At 65.1% G+C, this 20628-nt stretch carries 19 protein-coding genes and 2 tRNA genes; 10 read left to right on the top strand and 11 right to left on the bottom strand.

Translation table 11 applies throughout. The annotated features are described in order from the left end of the window. Positions 1–154: 154 nt before the first annotated feature. From OWC43_RS21285 to OWC43_RS21275, 3 genes are all read right to left on the bottom strand, one after another. Positions 155–1810, bottom strand: coding sequence for a DUF6538 domain-containing protein (locus OWC43_RS21285; protein WP_393958209.1), 1656 nt, complete (start codon positions 1808–1810; stop codon positions 155–157). An 89-nt stretch (positions 1811–1899) separates the two neighbouring features. Beyond that, positions 1900–1992 (bottom strand) — tRNA-Ser (locus OWC43_RS21280). Between the two features lie 361 nt (positions 1993–2353). Further along, positions 2354–3886, bottom strand: a complete 1533-nt coding sequence (locus tag OWC43_RS21275; protein WP_393958208.1) for a class I adenylate-forming enzyme family protein — start codon at positions 3884–3886, stop codon at positions 2354–2356. A 99-nt stretch (positions 3887–3985) separates the two neighbouring features. Between OWC43_RS21275 and bla the strand changes: the two genes are divergently transcribed. Beyond that, a complete protein-coding gene (gene bla / locus OWC43_RS21270) occupies positions 3986–4849 on the top strand; it encodes a class A beta-lactamase (RefSeq protein ID WP_393958207.1) in 864 nt (287 codons plus the stop codon). A 7-nt stretch (positions 4850–4856) separates the two neighbouring features. Here bla and OWC43_RS21265 read toward each other — a convergent pair whose 3' ends face one another. The 5 genes from OWC43_RS21265 to OWC43_RS21245 all read right to left on the bottom strand — a co-directional run bounded on the left by OWC43_RS21265 (position 4857) and on the right by OWC43_RS21245 (position 11615). Next, on the bottom strand, positions 4857–5402 hold the full coding sequence (locus OWC43_RS21265) for a GNAT family N-acetyltransferase (protein WP_393958206.1): 546 nt from the start codon (positions 5400–5402) through the stop codon (positions 4857–4859). A 71-nt stretch (positions 5403–5473) separates the two neighbouring features. Then, entirely contained in the window at positions 5474–6568 is a 1095-nt protein-coding gene (locus OWC43_RS21260; RefSeq protein WP_137828157.1) for a microcin C ABC transporter permease YejB, read from the bottom strand. 12 nt (positions 6569–6580) lie between these two features. Then, the gene (locus tag OWC43_RS21255) at positions 6581–8455 is read right to left on the bottom strand and encodes an extracellular solute-binding protein (RefSeq protein ID WP_393958205.1); all 1875 of its coding nucleotides are present in this window, start codon (positions 8453–8455) and stop codon (positions 6581–6583) included. Next, complete coding sequence (locus OWC43_RS21250; RefSeq protein ID WP_393958204.1) at positions 8452–10377, bottom strand: extracellular solute-binding protein; 1926 nt, start codon at positions 10375–10377, stop codon at positions 8452–8454. The genes OWC43_RS21255 and OWC43_RS21250 overlap by 4 nt, the downstream gene beginning before the upstream one ends. 362 nt (positions 10378–10739) lie before the next feature. Then, positions 10740–11615 (bottom strand): cytochrome c family protein, encoded by an 876-nt coding sequence (locus OWC43_RS21245; protein ID WP_137828154.1) that lies wholly within the window; start codon positions 11613–11615, stop codon positions 10740–10742. Between the two features lie 302 nt (positions 11616–11917). Between OWC43_RS21245 and OWC43_RS21240 the strand changes: the two genes are divergently transcribed. Both OWC43_RS21240 and OWC43_RS21235 read left to right on the top strand, forming a co-directional pair. Continuing rightward, the gene (locus OWC43_RS21240) at positions 11918–12661 is read left to right on the top strand and encodes a 3-deoxy-manno-octulosonate cytidylyltransferase (RefSeq protein ID WP_137828153.1); all 744 of its coding nucleotides are present in this window, start codon (positions 11918–11920) and stop codon (positions 12659–12661) included. A 13-nt stretch (positions 12662–12674) separates the two neighbouring features. Further along, positions 12675–13532, top strand: a complete 858-nt coding sequence (locus OWC43_RS21235; protein ID WP_393958203.1) for a prephenate dehydratase — start codon at positions 12675–12677, stop codon at positions 13530–13532. A gap of 228 nt (positions 13533–13760) precedes the next feature. Here OWC43_RS21235 and OWC43_RS21230 read toward each other — a convergent pair whose 3' ends face one another. Then, positions 13761–13952 (bottom strand): hypothetical protein, encoded by a 192-nt coding sequence (locus OWC43_RS21230; protein ID WP_137828151.1) that lies wholly within the window; start codon positions 13950–13952, stop codon positions 13761–13763. Positions 13953–14155: 203 nt separating this feature from the next. Between OWC43_RS21230 and OWC43_RS21225 the strand changes: the two genes are divergently transcribed. Together OWC43_RS21225 and OWC43_RS21220 are read left to right on the top strand one after the other, a co-directional pair. Continuing rightward, positions 14156–14419 carry a hypothetical protein gene (locus OWC43_RS21225; protein ID WP_393958202.1) on the top strand — a complete coding sequence of 88 codons (264 nt, stop codon included), beginning with the start codon at positions 14156–14158 and terminating at the stop codon, positions 14417–14419. Positions 14420–14757: 338 nt separating this feature from the next. Next, the gene (locus tag OWC43_RS21220; RefSeq protein ID WP_393958201.1) at positions 14758–15132 is read left to right on the top strand and encodes a hypothetical protein; all 375 of its coding nucleotides are present in this window, start codon (positions 14758–14760) and stop codon (positions 15130–15132) included. 317 nt (positions 15133–15449) lie between these two features. Here the strand turns inward: OWC43_RS21220 and OWC43_RS21215 are convergent. Next, positions 15450–15525: transfer RNA gene (locus OWC43_RS21215), tRNA-Lys, on the bottom strand. Between the two features lie 185 nt (positions 15526–15710). Here OWC43_RS21215 and hemC point away from each other — a divergent pair. Beyond that, on the top strand, positions 15711–16637 hold the full coding sequence (gene hemC, locus OWC43_RS21210; RefSeq protein ID WP_393958200.1) for a hydroxymethylbilane synthase: 927 nt from the start codon (positions 15711–15713) through the stop codon (positions 16635–16637). Positions 16638–16890: 253 nt separating this feature from the next. On the opposite strand, the gene OWC43_RS21205 is transcribed toward hemC, so the two are convergent. After that, positions 16891–17289, bottom strand: a complete 399-nt coding sequence (locus OWC43_RS21205) for a response regulator (protein ID WP_393958613.1) — start codon at positions 17287–17289, stop codon at positions 16891–16893. 103 nt (positions 17290–17392) lie between these two features. Between OWC43_RS21205 and OWC43_RS21200 the strand changes: the two genes are divergently transcribed. The 4 genes from OWC43_RS21200 to tilS all read left to right on the top strand — a co-directional run bounded on the left by OWC43_RS21200 (position 17393) and on the right by tilS (position 20609). Continuing rightward, a complete protein-coding gene (locus OWC43_RS21200; RefSeq protein ID WP_393958199.1) occupies positions 17393–17719 on the top strand; it encodes an Hpt domain-containing protein in 327 nt (108 codons plus the stop codon). 230 nt (positions 17720–17949) lie between these two features. Then, positions 17950–18477: a peptidoglycan-associated lipoprotein Pal gene (pal, locus tag OWC43_RS21195; RefSeq protein ID WP_393958197.1), complete on the top strand. Its 528-nt coding sequence runs from the start codon at positions 17950–17952 to the stop codon at positions 18475–18477. Positions 18478–18573: 96 nt separating this feature from the next. Next, positions 18574–19581, top strand: a complete 1008-nt coding sequence (ybgF, locus tag OWC43_RS21190) for a tol-pal system protein YbgF (RefSeq protein WP_137828145.1) — start codon at positions 18574–18576, stop codon at positions 19579–19581. Next, on the top strand, positions 19578–20609 hold the full coding sequence (tilS, locus tag OWC43_RS21185) for a tRNA lysidine(34) synthetase TilS (RefSeq protein ID WP_393958196.1): 1032 nt from the start codon (positions 19578–19580) through the stop codon (positions 20607–20609). The genes ybgF and tilS overlap by 4 nt, the downstream gene beginning before the upstream one ends. Positions 20610–20628: the final 19 nt, after the last annotated feature.

Raw genomic sequence — 20628 nt, 5'->3', positions numbered from 1 at the left:
CGGCCGACCCGACCCTTGAAACTGCCGTGTCGGGCCGAGCATGACTTGGCATTGGCGGCCGCCGCCCAGGCCTGCCTCGTACCCTTCAGACCAGAGCGACCAAAAAGTTAGAATACATAAGCTTGGTAATCGCGCGCATGTAAATAGCCTGACCCTAAATATTGGGCGGGCTTTTGATTTCCCTAATCTCCTTTGCGACAACGCTGATAAAGCGCTCTTCTCCATATCGATCGCTGATATGATTGTTGGATTGGCCTACGATTGCGTTTCTGATTTCGGTATCGACTCGCGCATTGCGGCACAAAGTAATAAATCGATGCCGAAATGAGTGGGAAGATGCGAGATCATCATCGTTGATCCGCAGATCGTTTCTCAACCATCTACTGAGGACCTTGGTAGCATTCCCGCCCCGGCTGCCATAGCGATCCGGTGTAATTTCTCGAAATAGCGGTCCTTCTGGCTGCGCAGCGACAAAATCAAGAAAACCTTCCGCAACAAGAGCGGGATGAAGAGGGACTTTGCGGTTTGCGTTCTTCGTCTTGACGCGCTTGATCCCCTTCTTGGGGTCGATCGCAATCTTGTTTTTAGAACGTGCAGGGGCACCCTTGATAAAAATGTAAGGTATTTTTTCTTGTTGAAGAACGTCTGATTTTTCAAGCTGACAAATTTCCGAGACCCTCGCCCCGGTGAAATGCGCGAGCCATGGCACCCATCGGCGATACCCTTCCTTGTGCCTTGCTTCGCGCAGGATCTTCGTAGCTTCCTCGTCCGTGTACCCCCGTCGATCGGATGTCGGTCGGCCGCCTCGCGCGGAGTAAGAGCGGATACTCGAGATGAAATTCGACCGAAGGTGTCCATTGTCGAACCCCCAGCGGATGATCGCCTTCGTCGCATTGAGGTAGTTGGCGACCGTCTCTTCGCTCTTGTTCTCGAGGAGGGCCAGCTTCCACAGGGAGGCATCCGCGGTCGTGGCGTCGCTCAGGGTGCGCCCTCGCGTCTCGAGAAATTCTTCGAGGCTCTTGAGCTTGCGGAGAAAGCCTTCTGCGGTCTTTGCGGTCGGCTTTTCCGACTTCTCCCACATTCCGTGAAGGTCGACACTGGTCAGGGCACTCGATGGGGGTAGCGGAGGGGCTTCCGCCGGCGGCAGGGCCTGCACTTCAGGTGTCGGCGCGACGGTTCCAGCCTGACGTTCTTTGATGACCGTGATGGCGTCGAGCCATGCATCGTTGAAGGCATGGTTGATCCGTCGGTCGGCCGCCGAGCCGTAACGGAAATAGACTCCCGCTTGCCGCAATGTGACGAGGGCATCGTCGTCGAAGTGGATCTCGCTGAAATCGCCGCGTGCGATCATGTCTCGCGCGAGCGCTTCGTCCTCGTCGAGCCTGCGGTTGAGGGCGGCGTGCGCCTCGGGCGTCATCGCGCGGTCGCCGCGTCGGAGTGTCTCGTCCGCCCTGAGTTTTCGACTGCGGAATACCGAAGCGAGGTGGCGCACCATCGCCTCGTCGACGTCGCCTACGAACGAGACGGCAGACGAACGAGAACAATTTTCGGCGATCTGCAAAATCGTTTCGGCTTCTGCGTCCAGGGCGATCGCCAGTCGGCGCGCCTCCTCCTCATCGCTCGTCCGAAGGCTCACCCAGAACTCGCGCGACGCGCGCGTGCCCCGCAAGCTGATGGCGGCATCGCGGCGAAAGACGACCGGTCCGGCGCTTTTGAGGATTTCCTGCAACGCCGGCCGGAGGTGTGAAGGCACGGTACGACGGAAGTAGAAGGTCCGTCCGCGGCGGATGAGGCCCACCATCTGTCTCATGGCTTCGTAGCACTCCTTCGTAGCAGGAGCGGTCTCAGAAGCCCACGGAATCAAAAAGATTCCGTTATTGCAGATGGTTAGGGGGTTAGTGGCGGAGACGGAGGGATTCGAACCCTCGATACCCTTATTAGGGGTATGCTCATTTAGCAAACGAGTGCCTTCAGCCTCTCGGCCACGTCTCCGGCGCACCGGCTCTAGAAGCTCCGGGGCGGCGGGTCAAGCCGGTCCGCGCGCCTTCGCCAAGGGGTCACGGCGGGCGATCCGTAACGCGCGAATGCGCGTGCTCGGCACGGCTGAGAAGATCGGACTGGTGGCCCTTCCCCATCACGGGGCGGGGGCGCTCCAGGCCATCGGGGTCGCGGACGATCCGCGCTGCGCTGGCGCTTCTCGAACCTTCGAAAATCGCGAACCAGCGCAGTTTCTCGGGAGGACTCTGCCCGCGCCCATCTCAACCCGAAGGAATCCCGTCGGACCCGATGCGGATCGTCCCGCATCGGGTCCTATCGAGACATGGACTCGTGTGTCGATCGCCGGAGGGCGGCGTCAGCCTTGCGTCTCCGCCAGCCGCTTGCGCTGAACCTTGCCGTTGGCGGTGCGCGGCAGCGAATCGAGGAAGCGGATCGCGCGGGGGCATTTGTACCCGGCCAAGCGTTCGGAGCACCATGCCAGCAACCCGTCCGCATCGGGCTCGGCGCCGGGACGCGGGACGACGAAAGCCGCGATCACCCGCACATCGGCCCGCACGGCCAGTTCCGCCACACCGACCTCGGCCACGTCAGGATGAGCCGCCAGCACGCTCTCAACTTCCACCGGAGAGACCCGGTAGCCCATGGCGTTCATGAGGTCGTCGTTGCGGCCGTGGAACCAGAGGTAGCCATCCGCATCGAGGCTGGCGAGGTCGCCGCCTGCGAACCACGCGCCGCGCATCACAGCCGCCTCTTCCTCGGGTCGCTGCCAATATCCGAGCATCAGGCCGGGCTCGGAGCGGTGGACCGCCAGCAAGCCCGTCTCGCCGGGGGGCAGGGGTTCGGGCGGTCCATCGACCGGCAGGATCGCCACGCATCGGCCGGGCTGGGGGCGGCCGGGTGAGCCGGGTCGGACGGCAATGGTCGGCCCGCTCGACACGTAGGTCGAGACCTCGCTCATTCCGAGCGCTTCGTAGAGCGGGATGCCGGTGCGGTCGGTCCATTCGGCCAGGAGATCGGGGCTCAGCGCCTCGCCCGCCGTGACCCCGTGGCGAAGCCGCGCGAGGTCGTAGGCGGCGAGGTCCGAATATTTGAGGATCTGGCGGTAGACGCTCGGGACGGCGGCGAAAATCGTCGCGCCGTGCATTTCGATCAGGCGTGGCCAAGCTCCTCGGTCGCGCGGGCCGTTATAGAGAACCGCCGTGGCGCCGCAGGCCCACGGATCGGTGATGCCGACGCCGAGCGTGTAGGTCCAATTCATCGTGCCGGCATGGAGCATCACGTCGGACTCGGTCAGACCGAGCCAATGGGCATGCATCGGCCGTCGGCCCCAAATGGCCCGATGCGCGTGAAGCACGCCTTTCGGACGGCTGGTGGTGCCGGAGGTGTAGACCAACGTCGCCGGATCGTCGGCGCCGGTATCGGCGTAATCAGCGAGCGGCGGGCCCGCCTTCATCGCGGTGACGGCATCCGCGTCGAGCCAGAGCCGTCCGTCGTCCGACGGGGGCTTCGCGAAGCCTTCGCCGACGACGATCGCCGCCACGCCGGCATTGTCCATCAGGAAGGCGGCCTCGTCCGGCGTCAGCTGGGGGGAGGAGGGCAGCGCCACGAGGCCGGCAGCCAGGGCGCCGAAATAGACCAGCACGTAATCCGTCTCGTTGCCCATGCGGATCATCACCCGGTCGCCCGGCTTCAGGCCGCAACCGAGAAGGCCCGCTGCAATGCCGCGCACGGCACGGTCGGCCTGTCCGAAGGTCAGGCGGCTCACCGCTCCGCTCTCTCCGGCCATCACCAGTGCCGTCTTGTCGCCGCTTTGCCGCGCATTCTCCGCGAGACAATGACGGGCCGCATTGAAGCGAGGCGGTGGAAGGCGGTCGTCGGGTATCGGCACGGCGGCGTCCGGTCGTCTCGATGCGTCATCCGGTGTCCGCCGCCGTTCGAGGCCCGTCAAGAAGGGGGGGCGGCTCCGGGACCGGCAGGAAGGAGCCGCATGTTCACGCGTCGCCAAACCACTATGGCCGGATTGGCCGCTCTGATTGTGTCCGACCGCGTGGGACCGGCACGGGCCGCATCGTTCGAGGATGCCCTCGCCGAAATCGAGGTGCGGAGCGGTGGACGGCTCGGCGTCGCGGTCCTCGACACCGGCTCCGGCGAATTGACCGGACGCCGGATCGACGAGCGCTTTCCCCTCTGCAGCACGTTCAAGGCGCTGGCCGCGGCCGCCGTTCTCGCGCGGGTCGACGCGCAAGAGGAGCGTCTGGATCGCCGCGTGGTGTTCGGGCGTGAGGCACTGGTGCCGTATTCTCCGGTCACCGAGCCCCGCATCGGCGGATCCGGCATGAGTCTCGCGGAATTGTGCGAGGCCGCCGTGATCCGCAGCGACAACACGGCGGGCAATCTCCTGCTTCAGGCGATCGGCGGCCCGGCGGGACTGACCGCGCAACTCCGCGCGTTCGGGGATGAAGTGACGCGGCTCGACCGAACCGAGCCGACGCTCAACGAGGCCGTGCCGGGGGATCCGCGGGATACGACGAGCCCGGGGGCGATGGCGCGCACCCTCGCGGGGCTGACCCTCGGCTCCACCCTGACGCAGCCCTCCCGCGACCGGCTGACGGCTTGGCTTCTCGACAATCGCACCGGCGGTAAGCGGCTGAGGGCCGGGCTGCCGTCGGGCTGGCGGATCGGCGAGAAGACCGGAACGGGCGAGTATGGGACGACGAACGATGTCGGCGTCATCTGGCCGCCGGACGGCGCCGCGCAGGTCGTCGCCGTTTACCTGACCGCCACGGATCGGCCGCTCTCCGAGCGCGAGGACGCCATCGCCGCCGTGGCACGGGCGGTGGTCGCCGATTAGGTTCGGTTCAGTCGAGGGTCCGTTGCGACCCGGCACCGTCGAGCTGACGCGTCTGCCGGATCGGACGGATGCCCCCCGAGAGGACTGAAGCCGCACCGTCCACGAGCTCGAGCCAGAGGAATCGGGCCGGATCGACCGGTCCCGGCAACACGAGCCGCCCCGGGGGGACCGGCGCGAAGCCGAAGCGGCGGTAATAGGGAGCGTCGCCCACCAGCACGACGACGCGATGACCGGAGGCGCGGGCGGCGTCCAGGCTCGCTCGCATCAGCGCGGTTCCGATTCCGCGATCCGAGAAGCTCGGATCTACGGTGAGCGGCCCGAGGACGAGGAGGCGCCCCCCTTCGGCCTCCGCCGGGCCGACGCGGACCGAACCGACGAGATAGGTGCCGACCAGAGCCGTCAAACAGAGCTCGGCGAGGGGAGCCGTGCCTTCGCGCAGGCGATAGGCGGTGCGGGCGAAGCGTCCCGGTCCGAAGGCGCGGGCGTGCAGTCGCTCGATGGCCGGCCCGTCCTCGGGTTGTTCGCGGCGGATGACGAGGGGGAGGGCGGTCAAGGCGGGCGTCATCCGGGAGCGGGGACGACGGCCGATAGCAGTCCCGTCCGCAGCCGGCAAACTGTGCGCGATCACGCCGCCTTGGCGGAGAAATCGATCCGGGGATCGATCCACGTATAGATCAAATCAGACACCAGATTCACCGCGAGGCCCAGCAGCGAGAAGATGTACAATGTCGCGAACACCACCGGGTAATCGCGGCCGACGATGGAGGTGAAGGACAGCAGCCCGAGCCCGTCGAGGGAAAAGATTGTTTCGATGAGGAGCGAGCCGGTGAAGAAGGCGGTGATGAAGGCGCCGGGGAAGCCCGCGATCACGATCAGCATCGCGTTCCGGAAGACGTGACCGTAGAGTACGCCGCGCTGAGTCAGGCCCTTCATCCGCGCCGTCAGAACGTATTGCTTGCGGATCTCGTCGAGGAACGAGTTCTTCGTCAGCAAGGTCGAGGTCGCGAAGGCGCCGAGCACCAGGGCAGCGAGCGGCAGGGCCAAGTGCCACGCGTAATCGACCGCCTTCCCCCACAGCGAGAGGGACTCGAAGTTCTCGGAGGTCAGGCCGCGGATCGGAAAGATCTGCACGAACGAGCCGCCGGCGAACAGGATGATCAGCAGGATGCCGAACAGGAAGCTCGGGATCGCGTATCCGATGATGACGACGGCGGAGGTCCAGACGTCGAAGCGCGAGCCGTCGGAGACCGCCTTGCGAATGCCGAGCGGGATCGAGATCGCGTAGGAGATCAACGTCATCCACAAACCCAGCGAGATTGAGACCGGCAGCTTCTCCTTGATGAGCTGCAGCACGCTCACATCGCGGAAATAGCTTCGGCCGAAATCGAACCGGGCGTAGTCCCACAACATCTTGGCGAAGCGTTCCGGTGCCGGCTTGTCGAAGCCGAACTGGGCCTCGAGCTTCTTGATGAAGGCCGGGTCCAGACCCTGCGCGCCGCGATACTTGGCGTTCTCCGAGCCGCTGCGGCTGACGCCGCCGAGATCGCCCTGTCCGCCGGTGACACGGTTGAGCGAACCCTCCTGCTGGCCCTGAAGCTGCGCGAGCACGCGCTCCACGGGGCCGCCGGGGGCGAACTGGATGATCGCGAAGGTGATCAGCATGATTCCGAAAATCGTCGGGACCATGAGGGCGAGGCGCCGCAGGATGTAGCCGAGCATCGGGGTCGAACCTCAATCCCGGCCGATCTGCCGAGCTTTCTGGGCGTCGTACCACCAGAGATCGGGCGTGCCGAGACCGTACGCCGGCGGGGTCGCCGGATGGCCGAACACGTCCCAGGTCGCCAGCCGGTAGCTCGGCGCGTACCACATCGGAATCCAGTAGCGGCCGGCGCGCAGCACCCGGTCCAGCGCGCGACAGGCCGCTTCGAGTTCGGCACGGGAGGCCGCCGTGACGGCCTTCTCGACCAGGGCGTCCACCACCGGACTGCTGATGCCGGCGATGTTGTTGGTGCCCGGTATCGCGGCGGCGGACGATCCGAAGCTCGTGCGCAGTTCCGGGCCCGGCGTCGCCCCCTGCGAGGCGTTGCGAACCACGATATCGAAATCGAAATCGCGCACCCGCAGCTGATACTGCGAAGCATCGACGATGCGCTGGCTGGCCCGAATCCCGAGACGTGCCAGATTGCGGATGAAGGGCTGGGTCCGGGCCTCCCAGATCGGGTCGTTGTCGAGGAACTCGAACGCGATCGGTGCGCCGCTCGGCAGCTTGAAGACGCTGCCGTCGCGGGTGCAGCCGGCTTCCTTGAGCAGCGCGTTGGCGCGGCTGAGCAGAGCCCGGTCCTGACCCGATCCGTCGGTCGAGGGTGGTACCCAGGCATCGCCGAACACCTCGGCCGGCAGATGCTGAGGATGGGCATCGCGCAGGGGTTCGAGCAGAGCGAGCTCATCGGGCCCGGGCTTCCCCGTCGCCTTGAGATCGGATCGTTCGAAGAACGATTCGGTCCGCACGTAGGTGTCGTACATCTGGTTGCGGTTGGTCCAAGCGAAGTCGAAGCAGAGTCCGATTGCTTCGCGCACCCGCGGATCCTTGAAGACGTCGCGGCGGGTATTGAACCACCAGCCCTGGATGCTGGCCGGCGCATTGTTCGGGAGGGTCACCCGCTTGACGCGACCCTCGCGGGCAGCCGGAAAATCGTAACCGTTCGCCCAGATCGAAGATGTGAATTCCTCGCGGTAGGTGAAGGCCCCGCTCTTGAACGCCTCGAATGCCGCTTGCCGATCGCGGAAATACTCGTAGCGGAGCGCGGCGAAATTGTTTCGCCCGACATTCACGGCAAGCTCGGCGGCCCAGTAATCCGGCACGCGCTCCAACTCGATGAACCGACCGACATCCATCCGCCCAACGCGGTAGGGCCCGGAGCCGAGGGGCGCTTCGAGCGTCGAGGCCTCGAAATCCCGGCCCTTCCACCATGTCTCCGAGAAGATCGGCAGGCCGGCCACGGTCTGGGGAAGGTCGCGGGCATATCCCGGCTTGTAACGGACGAGCACGACATCGTCGGCTTCGGATGTCGCGTCTTCGAGATCGAGGAGCTCCTGCGCGATGGCCGGGTGCCCCTTGTCGCGCAGGACCTTCAGAGAAAATGCGACATCGCGGGCGGTGAGCTTCGAACCATCGTGGAAGTGAGCCTGCGGCCGGAGACGGAAACGCTGGCTCAGGCCATCTTCGCTCGTCTCGACGGTGCGGGCGATCAAACCGTAAAGCGCGTCCGGCTCGTCCAGGGCGCGCACCATCAGGCTGTCGAAGGTGAAGTTCAAACCCGCCGCGCCGTTGCCGCGGAAGACGTAGGGATTGAGGGTATCGAAGGTGTCGAAGGCCTGATTGCCGAAGGTCTGGACGAGCTGCGTCGAGAAGCGCCCGCCGCGGGGTGCCATCGGATTCACGTAGTCGAAATTCGTGAAATCGGAGCCGTATTTCAGCTCACCGAAGCTCGACAATCCGTGGCGAGGGCCGGTCGGCGCGGCGTGAGCGAAGCGGGGCAGGGCTGCCGAGGTGGCCAGAACCCCGGCACCGAGGATGATGCCGCGGCGATTCAGGGCGCCGCTCAACGCGGCGCTCCGGTCTTGGCGGCCAGCGCCTCGTCGTACCACCACGTCGTCGGGAAGCCGGACGATCCGTATTTCGGCAGGACCGCCGGCCGGCCAAAACGGTTCCAGCGGATCGTGCGCGTCACCGGCGACGACCATTGCGGCACGACGTAATTGCGGGACAGCAGCGCCCGGTCGAGCGCGCGGGTCGCCGCCACGAGGGTTTCGCGGTCGCTGGCGAAGATCAGCTTCTCGATGAGCGCGTCGATCCCCGCATCCTTGATCCCGGCGATGTTGCGTGAGCCCGGCTTGTCGGCCGAGGCCGACCCCCAATACTCGCGCTGTTCGTTGCCCGGCGAGAGCGATTCCGGCCAGTTCGACGTGGTGATATCGAAGTCGAAGGCGCGCAGCCGATTCTGGTACTGCGCCTGATCGATCACGCGCACGCTCGATTGAATGCCGATGAGTTTCAGCTGCGCCGCGAACGGTAGAATGACGCGCTCGAAGACATTCTGGAATTCTAGAAACTCGACCGTCAGGGGCTCGCCGGTGGCCTTCGAGACCATCTGTCCGCCCTTCAATTCGTAGCCCGCCTCCTTGAGGAGACCGACCGCTTGGCGCAGGTTTGCCCGCACGGCGTCCGGCGTGTCGTTGACCGGGTTCCGGTAGGGCTCGGTGAAGACCCGCGGGAGCAGCTTGTCCTTCACGCTGTCGAGGATGGCCCGCTCGATTCCCTCCGGCAGGCCGGACGCCGCCAGTTCGGAGCCGTAGAAATACGAATCGATGCGGCTGTACTGCCCGTAGAACAGCTGCCGGTTCATCTCCTCGAAATTCATCGCGAGATTGAAGGCACGCCGCACGCGCTCATCCTTGAACTTGTCGCGGCGCAGGTTGAACACGAAGGCTTGCATGATGCCGGTGCCGCGGCCGGGAAACTCTTCCTTGACGAGGCGGCCATCCTTCACGGCGGGGAAATCGTCGTACTGCGTGGCCCAGTTCCGGGCGATATTCTCGGAGCGGAAGTCGTAGAGATCGCCTTTCAACGCTTCCAGAAGAACCGATCCATCACGAAAATATTCGAAGCGGACGGTGCCGAAATTGTTGCGCCCGCGATTGACCGGTAGATCCTTGCCCCAATAATCGGCGACCCGCTCGTAGATCGCGTAGCGGCCGGCATCGATCTTGGCCAAGCGATAGGGGCCGGAGCCGAGCGGGATTTCCAATGTCGTCTCGGTCGGATTGCGCGCTTTGCCGCTCGCATCCGTCCCTGTCCACCAATGCTTCGGCAGAACCTGCATCTGGCCCAGCACCTGCGGCAGTTCGCGGTTGCCGGCCTCTGTGAACCGGAACGTGACCTCACGTTCGCCCGTGGCCTCGGCCTTGCCGACGCTGTGGTAGTAAGCGGCGTAGAAGGGGCTGTTGGCCTTGAGCGTGTCGAAGGACCAGATCACATCCTCGACGGTCAGAGGTTTGCCGTCGTGCCACCGAGCGTCCGCGCGCAGACGATAGGCGACCGACATGCCATCGGGGGCGATGCGCACCGCTTCGGCCAATTGGCCGTAGGAGGAGAAGGGCTCGTCGCCCGAATCTTCCATGAGCGTGTCGTAAATCTGGGTGATCCCGCCTTCCAGATCCCCCTTCAATCCGTTGACGATCATGTTGAGATTGTCGAATCCGCCCTGGGATCCGAGGCGGACCAGTCCACCGATCGGAGCCTTCGGGTCGGCGTATTCGAAATGGGCGAAGTCCGGACCGTATTTCGGTTCGCCGAGCAGGGTCAGCGCGTGGCGCCAAGTTCCCGACGCTTTGCCGGATGCGTCCTGAGCCGACGCCCGCGCCGCCGATTCTGCGGGCTCCTGAGCCGAGGCTGGGGATCGCAATCCGAGGACGGCGAGCGCACCGGCGAGGAAGCTTCGGCGAGCAATCACGGCGTGTTCCGTCACGTTGGCGCTCTCTCCCGGTCTCTCAGGAATAACGAGAATTTCTGGCCGTTGTTCTAGGACGGCGGGCTGTTCACGCCAAGCGGTCCCGTCCGCGCAGGCGCGTTCGGCGACGAATGGGAATTGGCCTTGCCTCACCGGCATGCGCTCAAACGGGGAGGCGCAGGCTTGAATTTCTCCGTGTTGTGCGATGCGGGCTTCGGCCTCTGACTAGGCCATTCACAGGGTGCGGTCCCGCCTCCGGCATCATGGCAGGAGCTCAATGCGGAGCGGATCCATCCCGGTCCCGTCGTTGGCCGTGATCGCGCGACAAAAAAGGCCGGACCTTTCGATCCGGCCTTCCGTCACGTCCGTGTGCGATGAAATCAGGGCTTGGGCGCCTCGGCCGGCTTGTCCGTCGCGGGCGGCGTCGCCGGCGCGGTCGGCTGCTGCTGCGCGTCGGTGCCGCCCGACGGCTTGGCGATGTCCGGCTGCGACGGGGCGACCTCGTTCTGCTGCGGCTGCTTCTCGGGCGCCGGCACCGTCCGGGCAGTGTCCTTGCCGTCCCCCTGATTGCCCTGGGGCGCGTTGGTCTCGGGCTTCTTGCTCTTGTCCCCGGTGGCGCTTTCAGGTGCCTTGGTCTCGGCAGGCTTCGTCTCGGCAGGCTTGGCGTCGCTCTTGTTCTCGGCAGCCTTCTCAGCCGGCTTGGCCTCTTCCTTCTTCTCGGCGGCCGGGAGGGGCTTCGGGCTGTCGGACAGCGTGCGCAGGTACGCGACGACGTTGGCCCGCTCGGCCGGTGAGCCGATCCCGGCGAAGGCCATCTTCGTGCCCTTCACGTAGCCCTTCGGATTCTCGAGGAAATGGTCGAGATCGTCGTAGGTCCAGGTGCCGCCCTTCTCCTTCAGGGCGGCGGAATACTCGAAGCCGGGTTCATGCGCCTTCTGTCGCTCCACCACGTCCCACAGATGCGGGCCGACCTTGTTCGGGCCGCCCTTCTCGAAGCTGTGGCAGGCCTGGCAGGCCTTGGTGCCGGCCTTGCCCTTCTCGGCATCGGCGCTGGCAAGGCGAACGGCAATCGGCTCGGCCTTCGGTGCGGCGGCCGATGCGGAAGCGGCCTTCGGCTCGGGCTCCGGCAGCGGGTAGCCCGCATTGCCGGCCGGCTTCGGGTGATAGATCAGCTCCGCAACGAAACCCGACCCGACCGCGAACAACAGGGCACCGAGAACCGCGCCGGCGACCTTGTTCAGCTCGAAGGAATCCATGCTCGACAGCTCCGGCGCGCGGGAAGAGAGCCCGGCGGATGGGGGCCCGACGGGCAAGACGCCGGACTTTGGAAGACTTCGAGGGTGATTAGCCGTTCGGGGCCGATCTTGACAATGGGCCGCGTACGCTGCGCGCTGTCGCATAGGGCGTTCTGAAACGGATTTCGGTGGGCGATCGGCGTCGGCGCCCTGTCATGACAAGCCGCGCGGCCCCTGTTAGAGGCTGCCGACGAGAGCCGGCGGGCTCCGGTGCCCGGTGCGGGGGCCCGAAGACCCGGCCGGACAGCCTCATCCGGTTCATCATGTCCGATCCGCTGATCCTGATTCCGGCGCGCCTCGCCGCGACACGCCTTCCGAACAAGCCGCTCGCCGACATCGCCGGAGAGCCCATGATCGTCCATGTCTGGCGTCGGGCGATCGAGTCCGGTGTCGGGCCGGTGGTGGTCGCCACCGACGCTCCCGAGGTCGTCGAGGCAATCGAGTCCCGCGGCGGACTGGCCGTGACGACCCGGGCCGACCACCCATCCGGGTCGGACCGTCTCGCCGAGGCGCTGGAGATCGTCGATCCCGACGGCAATCACGATGTGGTCGTCAACGTGCAGGGCGATCTTCCGACGATCGATCCCGGTATCATCGCCGCCGCGGTGACCCCGCTCGCCGATCCGCAGGTCGACATCGCGACCCTCGCGGCCCTGATCGAGCGGGATGGGGAGGCGGACGATCCCAACGTGGTGAAGATCATCGGCCACCATGTCGCCCCGAACCGCTTGAGGGCGCTCGCCTTCACCCGTGCCCGCGCCCCGTGGGGAAACGGCCCGCTCTTCCACCATATCGGCCTCTACGCCTATCGGCGGAAGGCGCTGCAACGGTTCGTGAGCCTGCCGCAGGGCGAACTCGAGCAACGGGAGAAGCTGGAGCAGCTGCGCGCCCTCGAGGCAGGGATGCGCATCGACGCCATGGTCGTCACCGACCTGCCCCTGGGTGTCGACACCCCCGCCGATCTCGAACGCGCCCGGGCGCTGCTGTCCGCTCGACGCCTGAACTGAAGCTCGGACCGCCATGACCGATCGCACCATCGCCTATCAGGGCGAACCCGGGGCCAACTCGCACATCATCTGCGCCCAGGCTTATCCAGGTTGGCGCTACCTCGCCTGCCCGACCTTCGAAGACGCCTTCGCGGCGGTGAACGAGGGGAATGCCGCGTTGGCGATGATTCCGATCGAGAATTCGATCGCGGGGCGCGTGGCTGACATTCACCACCTGATCCCGACTTCGCGGCTGCACATCGTGGCCGAACATTTTCTGCCGATCCACTTCCAGCTGATGGTCCTGCCGGGCGCGTCCAGCGACGAGCTGAAGAGCGTGCACAGCCACATCCACGCCCTCGGCCAGTGCCGCCGCATCATCCGTCGCCTCGGTCTGAAGGCGGTGGTGGCGGGTGACACTGCGGGGGCGGCCCGTGAGGTGGCGGAAGCCCGCGACCCGAGCCGCGCGGCGCTGGCCCCCGCTCTGGCGGCGGAGGTCTACGGTCTTGATATCGTGGAGCGCGACGTCGAGGACGAAGCGCACAACACGACGCGTTTCGTGGTGTTCGCTCCGGAGCCCGTAATGCCGGAGCCCGGCGGCGATCCCACGGTGACGAGCTTCATCTTCCGGGTGCGCAACATTCCGGCTGCCCTCTACAAGGCGCTCGGGGGGTTCGCGACCAACGGCGTCAACATGTCGAAGCTCGAGAGCTACATGGTCGAGGGCCAGTTCACCGCGACCCAATTCTACGCGGAGGTCGACGGACATCCCGAGGACGACGGCCTGCGCCGCGCGCTCGAGGAATTGCGCTACTTCTCCCGCGAGGTTCGGATCGTCGGCACGTATCCGGCTCATCCCTTCCGGGAAACGACCCGGCAGGCGGCAGAATAACGGAGACGATGAGGGATCTCTGATCGGACCGGATCCGGGCCTGGCTTGCCGCACGTTCCGTCGCCGCGCCGATAGCTTATAGGGCGATCGCGAGCGCACTCATCTTGCCTAACAACCCACGTCGCCGCGAAGCCACAGATTGGGCATCCCGGGTACGCGTCAGCGCCTCGAGATGCGGCCAAAATTCCTAAAAGGCCAAATCGTACTCAGCCGCCTGTATCAGCCGGATCAAACAGCGTCGTCGGCGGAATCGCCATCCAGGATCGTTTCCAGATCACCCATCAGCGCATCGAGCTGGTCGGACGTTGCGCGGATCTTGAACTTCGTCCCATCCTGCGCCTCGACGGCGATTTCGATGTGATCGTCCACCTGCGCAGCGAGCGCCTGCTTGAGCGCGTAAGTGGTCACGTCCTTGGCCATGAAAATCCTCTCAAAGCTGTCCTGCGCCAATCGGCGGGGTGGGAAGCGGCGAGGGGCGTCCGTGTTCCACGCCCGATCGGGACGACGCGTCGCAGCCATTCAGCCCTCCACGGTCGAGGCAGAAAACGAGCAGGTTCTCCCCGGACCCGTTTCGCTTGGCCGGAAGTTGTCTCGGCGCGAGGGTTGTTCCGGGGGAGGCATCCATGATGCTGCGACACGTGATGCTGGGCGCATTGCTCGGTGGCATCGCAACCGCCAGCGATGCGGCAGCGCAGGGAATGATGCTGACGCAACCGCGCGAATCCGCTCCCCAAACCCAATCGATAGATGTTGCGCCGAAACGGCCTTGGGCCCTAACGGCTCACGAGGCGGCCCCAAAAGCCACCGGGCAACTGCCGAACCAGGCAACCGGACCGAAGCGCGAGCGCGTCGTTCGGGACATTTGCATCGGATGCGACGCGCCCTGACGATCGCTCGAAGGGGTCGGTTGGCGCCAGGACCTTAAACAGTTGAAATACGTTCCAGGCCATTAAATTGCTTGGCCAAAACCCGGATTCTTCTTCTCCGGTTGTCTTTTGGATAATCCTCCAAGCCGCTGAAGGGCTTCCAATTCAGCGACCGCCGACACGGCGGCGTAGGCGATAGCTGTACCAAAGTGCGTCGTGCATCCGCTGGGGCAAGACAACGCTCAACGTTTGAAGCCTTCGCGCGAAAGCGATAGCGGTTGTCCTACCTATGATGGAATCGTAGTCGGCTATGGACTGCATCGAACACCGATGTGTGATCGCCCACGCTCAGGAACGATGTGGTTATTTACATTTTGTACAACTATGTTGCGCACCATCTTAGCATTGTCTGGCTGACTGGTAGCTCGATCGGCTACACGTCAAATACGGATGCATGTATTACTTATGAAACTCTGAAAGGAGGTATTTCAATGTACGGACAATGCCTTCACAGTGCCAAGCTGCTGTTTGCCGCCGCCGATGCGACATGGCGGTGTGAAGCTCAGAAATCCCTCGGACCCAATTCGAGCGACTTCAAATCCATCGCCTCGCTGAAAGTCCGCGGAGACTCTGGTACGCTGCTCCGCACAGCTTTTGACGCGCGCGAGCGAGCTTATGCTATCTTACACCAAGCCATCAACGCATCTTCAATCGGAGAAAATGAACAATATTAATCGAATTATTTTGGGTTGACAAAAATATACCGGCTATTTCAGGTAATACTTTTGAGCAGGGGGCGTTAGTCCGCCTGGGTGCTTTCTTTCGGCGATCTCGAACGGCCGGATAATTTTTAGCGTGCCGATTAAAGATTGCGCCGCAACCGCATTCGGTCATCAACGCTACGGCATAAGTCGGCGGCGGTAGATCCGGACTCTCAATCTCATTCCGTCGCATCGCTCAACGTCGCTGCTTCGTACGAAGCGGCGGAGCATTCCGACTGATCTCGGTCGACACTCTCGATGAAAATGTAGGAGATAATCTGCGATGTATTTGGTGGGCGCACTAGGGTTCGAACCTAGGACCCGCTGATTAAGAGTCAGCTGCTCTACCAACTGAGCTATGCGCCCTTCGGTCTCGTCTTCGAGGCCGTGCCGCGGAGCCACCAATCCCCTGCGGTGACGGGCAATTAGCAACGCTCGGGCGGGCTGTCCACCCCATCGTCGAAAATTTTGCCGGGACGATCGAAACGGGCCAGCCGCTGGACCGGGCGCGCCGCGTGACGGAGGGCGCAGTCTCGGCTACAGCGCGAGGCATGAGCGCGCGCCCTTTGCGAATCGGAACCCGCGGCAGCCCCATGGCGCTGGCGCAAACCGGCATGGTCCGTGACCGGATCGTCGCGGCCAATCCCGGGCTTGAGACCGAGATCGTCGTCGTCTCGACCGTAGCCGACCGTATCCTGGATCGGCCCCTCTCTGAGATCGGCGGTAAGGGACTGTTCACGAAGGAACTGGAGCAGGCGCTGTTCGCCGACGCGATCGATGTCGCGGTCCATTCCATGAAGGATGTCGAGACCTGGCTGCCCGACGGGTTGGCCATCGCCTGCATCCTCGAGCGTGACGATCCCCGCGACGCTTTTCTCACCGCGGGCACGGCCACCGGCTTCGCCGATTTGCCTGCGGGTTCTCGGGTCGGCACCTCGTCGCTGCGACGGGGCGCGCAGGTTCTGATGCACCGGCCGGACCTGCGGATCGTGCCGCTCCGCGGCAACGCCAATACGCGCATGCGCAAGCTGGAGGCCGGCGAGTGCGATGCGACGTTACTGGCGCTGGCCGGCCTCCAGCGCCTCGGCATGGAGAATGTCGCCCGCTGCGTCCTGTCCGTCGAGGAAATGCTGCCCGCAGTGGCCCAGGGCGCCCTGGGTATCGAGTGCCGAGCGGGGGACGACGATATCCGTGCTCTGCTCGCCCCGATCGCTTGTGCCGCCACCACGACGGCGCTCAAGGCCGAGCGCGGATTGCTTGCCGAACTCGACGGGTCTTGCCGGACCCCCATCGCGGCACTCGCTCAACTCGACGGTGACCGGATCAGACTCGACGGACTGCTGTTTCTGCCGGACGGCTCGCAGCATTGGGCCGTTCACCGGGAGGGCACCGTCACCGATGCCGAGGCCATCGGACGGGATGCAGGCGCCGAACTGAAGCGGGCTGCCGGTGACGTGTACTTCGCTCACCTCAAGTGAGCGACATGCGTAGGACGTTTTGCGTTGGCACGGCCGACGGTCCGAAGCACGTTGATTGGGTCAATCGCGACCGTTCTGCTACGCACATGCCTACGGGCATGCGTATTGAGTAAAACTCACGAGGCTTTGCGGATCTTCTTCGGCTGCGGCGATCCGATCACCGACGGCTGCCAATGTGTCTGTCGGCCCAATGCGCCAAATGCTCGGTGCCTGCTTGCTAGGTAGCGCTCGATGGCAATTCGGGCGCCTCGCTTCAGCCCACCGCGCGCAATGTTTGGTGTTGGGGATCCGTGCCCGCCATCATGCGAGCCAGTCCGAGGATCTCGCGGATCTGGAACGGTTTCCGGACATAGATGCTGCCCGTCACGGAACGGCGCTCCGATGGCGGTGACGTGGAAGCATAGACGACCGGTCGCTGCGGGTGTCGCTCGCGATAGGCTGCGGCCACCGTCCAGCCGTCGATGAGACCGGGCAGGTTGATATCCGTGAACAACCAATCGATCGCGGTCCGGCCATCGCGCAGCATCGTCAGCGCCGCCTCGCCGCTCGACGCCGTGAGCACGGCGATGCCTTCCTGCTCGCACAACTGCGTGAGCATTTCGAGCAGAAGGTAATTGTCCTCGACAATGAGGACCGTCGGACGTGAAACCATGGCCTTGTCCCGGTGGCGCACGTCCACCATCACATCGGCTTTCGGTTAAGGTTCCCTTGAGGAGACCCCGTCACGCCGCAGATACGCTAGGCAGGAGAGCGTAATGCCCACCCCCGAGTTCGACGCCGATGCCATGGCCGACCTGGAGGACCTCTTTGGGCGTCCGCGGCTGCTCGAACTGCTGGGCGCCTTGGATCAAGAGATCGTCAACCGACTTGTGCCCCCGTCCGATGATCGTGAGCAGCTCGCGCGCGACGCCCATATTTTGGTCTCATCGAGTGGCGCCCTCGCGTTCTCGACCCTGTCTCACTCCTGTGCACGCCTGGAACAAGCTTGCTTGCGGCAGGTGGAGGTTGATGCGGCCCTGAGCGACGCGCTGAATGATGCGGCGCGAGCGCGATCGGCGATTGCTGCCTTACGGACCAGCTGAGTCGTCGAGCGTTGCTGCAGAGCAACACCTGTCCGTGAAGACAGTTCGCTCATGATCCCGTCCTAGGCGCGCCGCAAAGTTGGACGATGGCGAGCGTGTGCCGCCGCACCGGATCGTGCCAAGGCGAAGGCTAGGACGCCCTCAGCGTCAAGGACGCTTAACCATCAGCGGCTAAATCGGTCGCCAGTGGACATAACCGGCGCGCCATCGACGTGCCGAGGAGAACGACGATGCCGACACCCGCGCGTATCCGTGGGCTTTCCCTCACCCTTGCACTCTGCGCTGCCATCAGCCTCGGCGCCTGCTCCAAGGACCAGAATCTCGCCGACGCATCGGGTTTCGGCGCGAACGGTGCGGCTGGTGGTATGGGCGGCGGTGCGGGACGACCCGGAAGCGCGCAGGATTTCGTGGTCAATATCGGCGACCGGGTGTTCTTCGAGTCCGACTCGACTGATCTGACACCGACGGCCACCGCGACCCTGGACAAGCAAGCTGCTTGGTTGCAGCGCTACCCGCGCTACTCCTTCCTGATCGAGGGCCATGCCGACGAGCGCGGCACCCGCGAGTACAACTTCTCCCTCGGTGCCCGACGCGGGCAGGCGGTCCAGGATTACCTCGCCTCCCGCGGCATCGCCGCGAACCGGATGCGAATGGTGTCCTACGGCAAGGAACGCCCGGTCGCGGTGTGCAACGACATCTCATGCTGGTCGCAGAACCGTCGCGCCGTGACCGTCCTCGACGGTGGCGCCGGTTCCTGAGGCCCGCTCGCGGAAGATCCCGGTTTTGCGGCCGGCCGGGCCTTCTGCTAACGCGAGGAACGGCCGCGAACGAATGGACGATCGGTGCCAGCCGCTATGCTCCGCCGCCTTCTCCTTACCGTCGGGATCGCTCTCGCCTGCTGCGCACCTGCGGGCGCGCAGGATGCGTCCGAGCTGATCGTCCGCCTGAATCGGCTGGAGAATGTCTCCCGCCAGATGTCGGGCCAGATCGAGACGTTGCAATACGAAAATCGTCAGCTGAAAGAGCAGCTGCGCAAGTTCCAGGAGGATGTCGAGTTCCGCTTCCAGGACGGGAAGGGAAGCGCCCCCGCCGCACCGCGTCGGGCGCCCGCGCCGCCTCCCGCGGCCTCGCCGGCCCCCTCGGGCGCACCCTACGGCGTTAATCCGGGCGAGGGTAAGCCGGCCAAGCGGGGCGATGCATTCGACCCGGCGCAGAATCCGAATGCACCCGGTGCGCCGAAACAATTCGGGACCACGCAGCCCTCGCTGCCGCTGCCCACTGGTGCCATCGCCGAGGCGGAGGCACCGATGCGCCGCGCGGGTGTGGACGAGGGCGATGCCGGCGAGCCCGGCGACACCGATCTGCCGCCCCCCGGCCTCGGAGGTCCGGTCGATATCGCGCCGCCCCAACCCCGCGCTGTGGTCGCGACGGCCGAGCCGCAGGGATCGGCCAGTATCGCTGCCACGGGCAGTGGCGACGCCCAGGCGGATTTCGAGACTGCCTACGCGCTCATCCGCGAACGGCAATATGAGCAGGCCGAAATGAGCCTGCGCCAGTTCATCCAGTCGCATCCGCGCAATAGCTTGGTGCCGAAGGCGACCTACTGGCTCGGTGAGAGCTACCTGCAGCGCAATCGCTCCCGCGAAGCCGCCGAGCAGTTTCTGAAAGTCTCGACCGACTACGCCAATTCCCCGGTCGCTCCTGAGGCAATGATGAAGCTCGGAGCCTCGCTCCATGCCCTCGGTGCCAAGGCGCAGGCCTGCGCGACCCTCGCGGAAGTCGAGCGCAAATTTCCGAGCGCGGGCGCCACGGTGCGCCAGGGCGTCGAGCGGGAGCTGAAGCGCGCCCGCTGCGCGGCTTGAGCCGAGCGGCAACAGGCTCCTCGATCGACGAGCGCATCGCCCGCGCGCTCACACCGATCCTCGACGCAGCCACGGCCCCCCTGCTGCTGGCCGTATCTGGGGGTCCGGATTCGACGGCCCTCATGCACGCGGCTGCCAGGTACGGATCGCCGGCAAGCCTGTCCGTCGCCACCGTCGATCATGGATTGCGCGCGGGCTCGACGGCGGAAGCCAGATCGGTCGGGGAACGGGCCGCCGCGCTCGGGTTGCGGCATGCCGTGCTGACCTGGGAAGCGCCCCGGCGCGACGGGCAGATCCAGGCCGAAGCGCGGGCCGCACGCTATCGCCTGTTGTCGGCGCATGCCGAGCGGGTCGGCGCCGAGATCCTCCTCACGGCCCATACACTCGACGATCAAGCCGAGACCGTCCTGATGCGTCTTATCGCCGGCAGTGGGCCCGCAGGCCTCGCGGGGATGCGCGCGGAACGTCGGCTCACGCCAAACTTGCGGCTTTCTCGCCCGTTTCTCTCGATCGAGAAGGCCGACCTCGTCTCTTACTGTAAGGCCCATTCGCTGAGCTTCGTCAGCGATCCATCCAATGGGGATGAGCGCTTCGCCCGCGCCCGGCTACGGCGGCTGATGCCGGCTCTGGAGGGGGAGGGGCTCACGGCATCGAGGCTGGCGCGGCTTGCGCATCGCGTCGCGCGCGACGATGCGGCTCTCGCGGCGACCGCCGCTGGTCTGTTCAAAGAAGTGACCCGCGAGAGTGAGGGGGAGGGGGTCGTTGTCGATGGCCGCCGCCTGGCCGGCGAAGCGGATGCGCTTGTCCTCCGTGTCATCGATACCGCTCTCGAAGCCGTTGCCTCCCAGCTCGAGGGGGAGCGGGTACCGAGACGGCTGGAGCGGCTGGAGAGCCTCGTCCTCGACGCGATTCTGCCCGCGTTGGCCCGAGGCGACACGATCCGACGGACCCTGAGGGGCGTGATTGTCAGCGTCGGTTCCTCGGGACGCATTCGCCTCACGCCCGCCGCGCCGCGTCGGATGCGGTGAACCGCGGCGATAATCCTGT

Source organism: Methylorubrum sp. POS3, assembly GCF_043352485.1.
In the GTDB taxonomy this organism is placed as follows: domain Bacteria; phylum Pseudomonadota; class Alphaproteobacteria; order Rhizobiales; family Beijerinckiaceae; genus Methylobacterium; species Methylobacterium suomiense.
Note: the sequence above shows the minus strand (reverse complement) of the source record. Positions and strands in the feature narration are given on the sequence as shown.

Bases quoted from the DNA above. Each gene is read 5' to 3' on its own strand.
- OWC43_RS21285 (WP_393958209.1), bottom strand. From the start codon at position 1,810: ATGAGACAGATGGTGGGCCTCATCCGCCGCGGACGGACCTTCTACTTC.
- bla (WP_393958207.1), top strand. From the start codon at position 3,986: ATGTTCACGCGTCGCCAAACCACTATGGCCGGATTGGCCGCTCTGATT.
- OWC43_RS21260 (WP_137828157.1), bottom strand. From the start codon at position 6,568: ATGCTCGGCTACATCCTGCGGCGCCTCGCCCTCATGGTCCCGACGATT.
- OWC43_RS21245 (WP_137828154.1), bottom strand. From the start codon at position 11,615: ATGGATTCCTTCGAGCTGAACAAGGTCGCCGGCGCGGTTCTCGGTGCC.
- OWC43_RS21240 (WP_137828153.1), top strand. From the start codon at position 11,918: ATGTCCGATCCGCTGATCCTGATTCCGGCGCGCCTCGCCGCGACACGC.
- OWC43_RS21235 (WP_393958203.1), top strand. From the start codon at position 12,675: ATGACCGATCGCACCATCGCCTATCAGGGCGAACCCGGGGCCAACTCG.
- OWC43_RS21230 (WP_137828151.1), bottom strand. From the start codon at position 13,952: ATGGCCAAGGACGTGACCACTTACGCGCTCAAGCAGGCGCTCGCTGCG.
- OWC43_RS21225 (WP_393958202.1), top strand. From the start codon at position 14,156: ATGATGCTGCGACACGTGATGCTGGGCGCATTGCTCGGTGGCATCGCA.
- hemC (WP_393958200.1), top strand. From the start codon at position 15,711: ATGAGCGCGCGCCCTTTGCGAATCGGAACCCGCGGCAGCCCCATGGCG.
- OWC43_RS21205 (WP_393958613.1), bottom strand. From the start codon at position 17,289: ATGGTTTCACGTCCGACGGTCCTCATTGTCGAGGACAATTACCTTCTG.
- OWC43_RS21200 (WP_393958199.1), top strand. From the start codon at position 17,393: ATGCCCACCCCCGAGTTCGACGCCGATGCCATGGCCGACCTGGAGGAC.
- pal (WP_393958197.1), top strand. From the start codon at position 17,950: ATGCCGACACCCGCGCGTATCCGTGGGCTTTCCCTCACCCTTGCACTC.
- ybgF (WP_137828145.1), top strand. From the start codon at position 18,574: ATGCTCCGCCGCCTTCTCCTTACCGTCGGGATCGCTCTCGCCTGCTGC.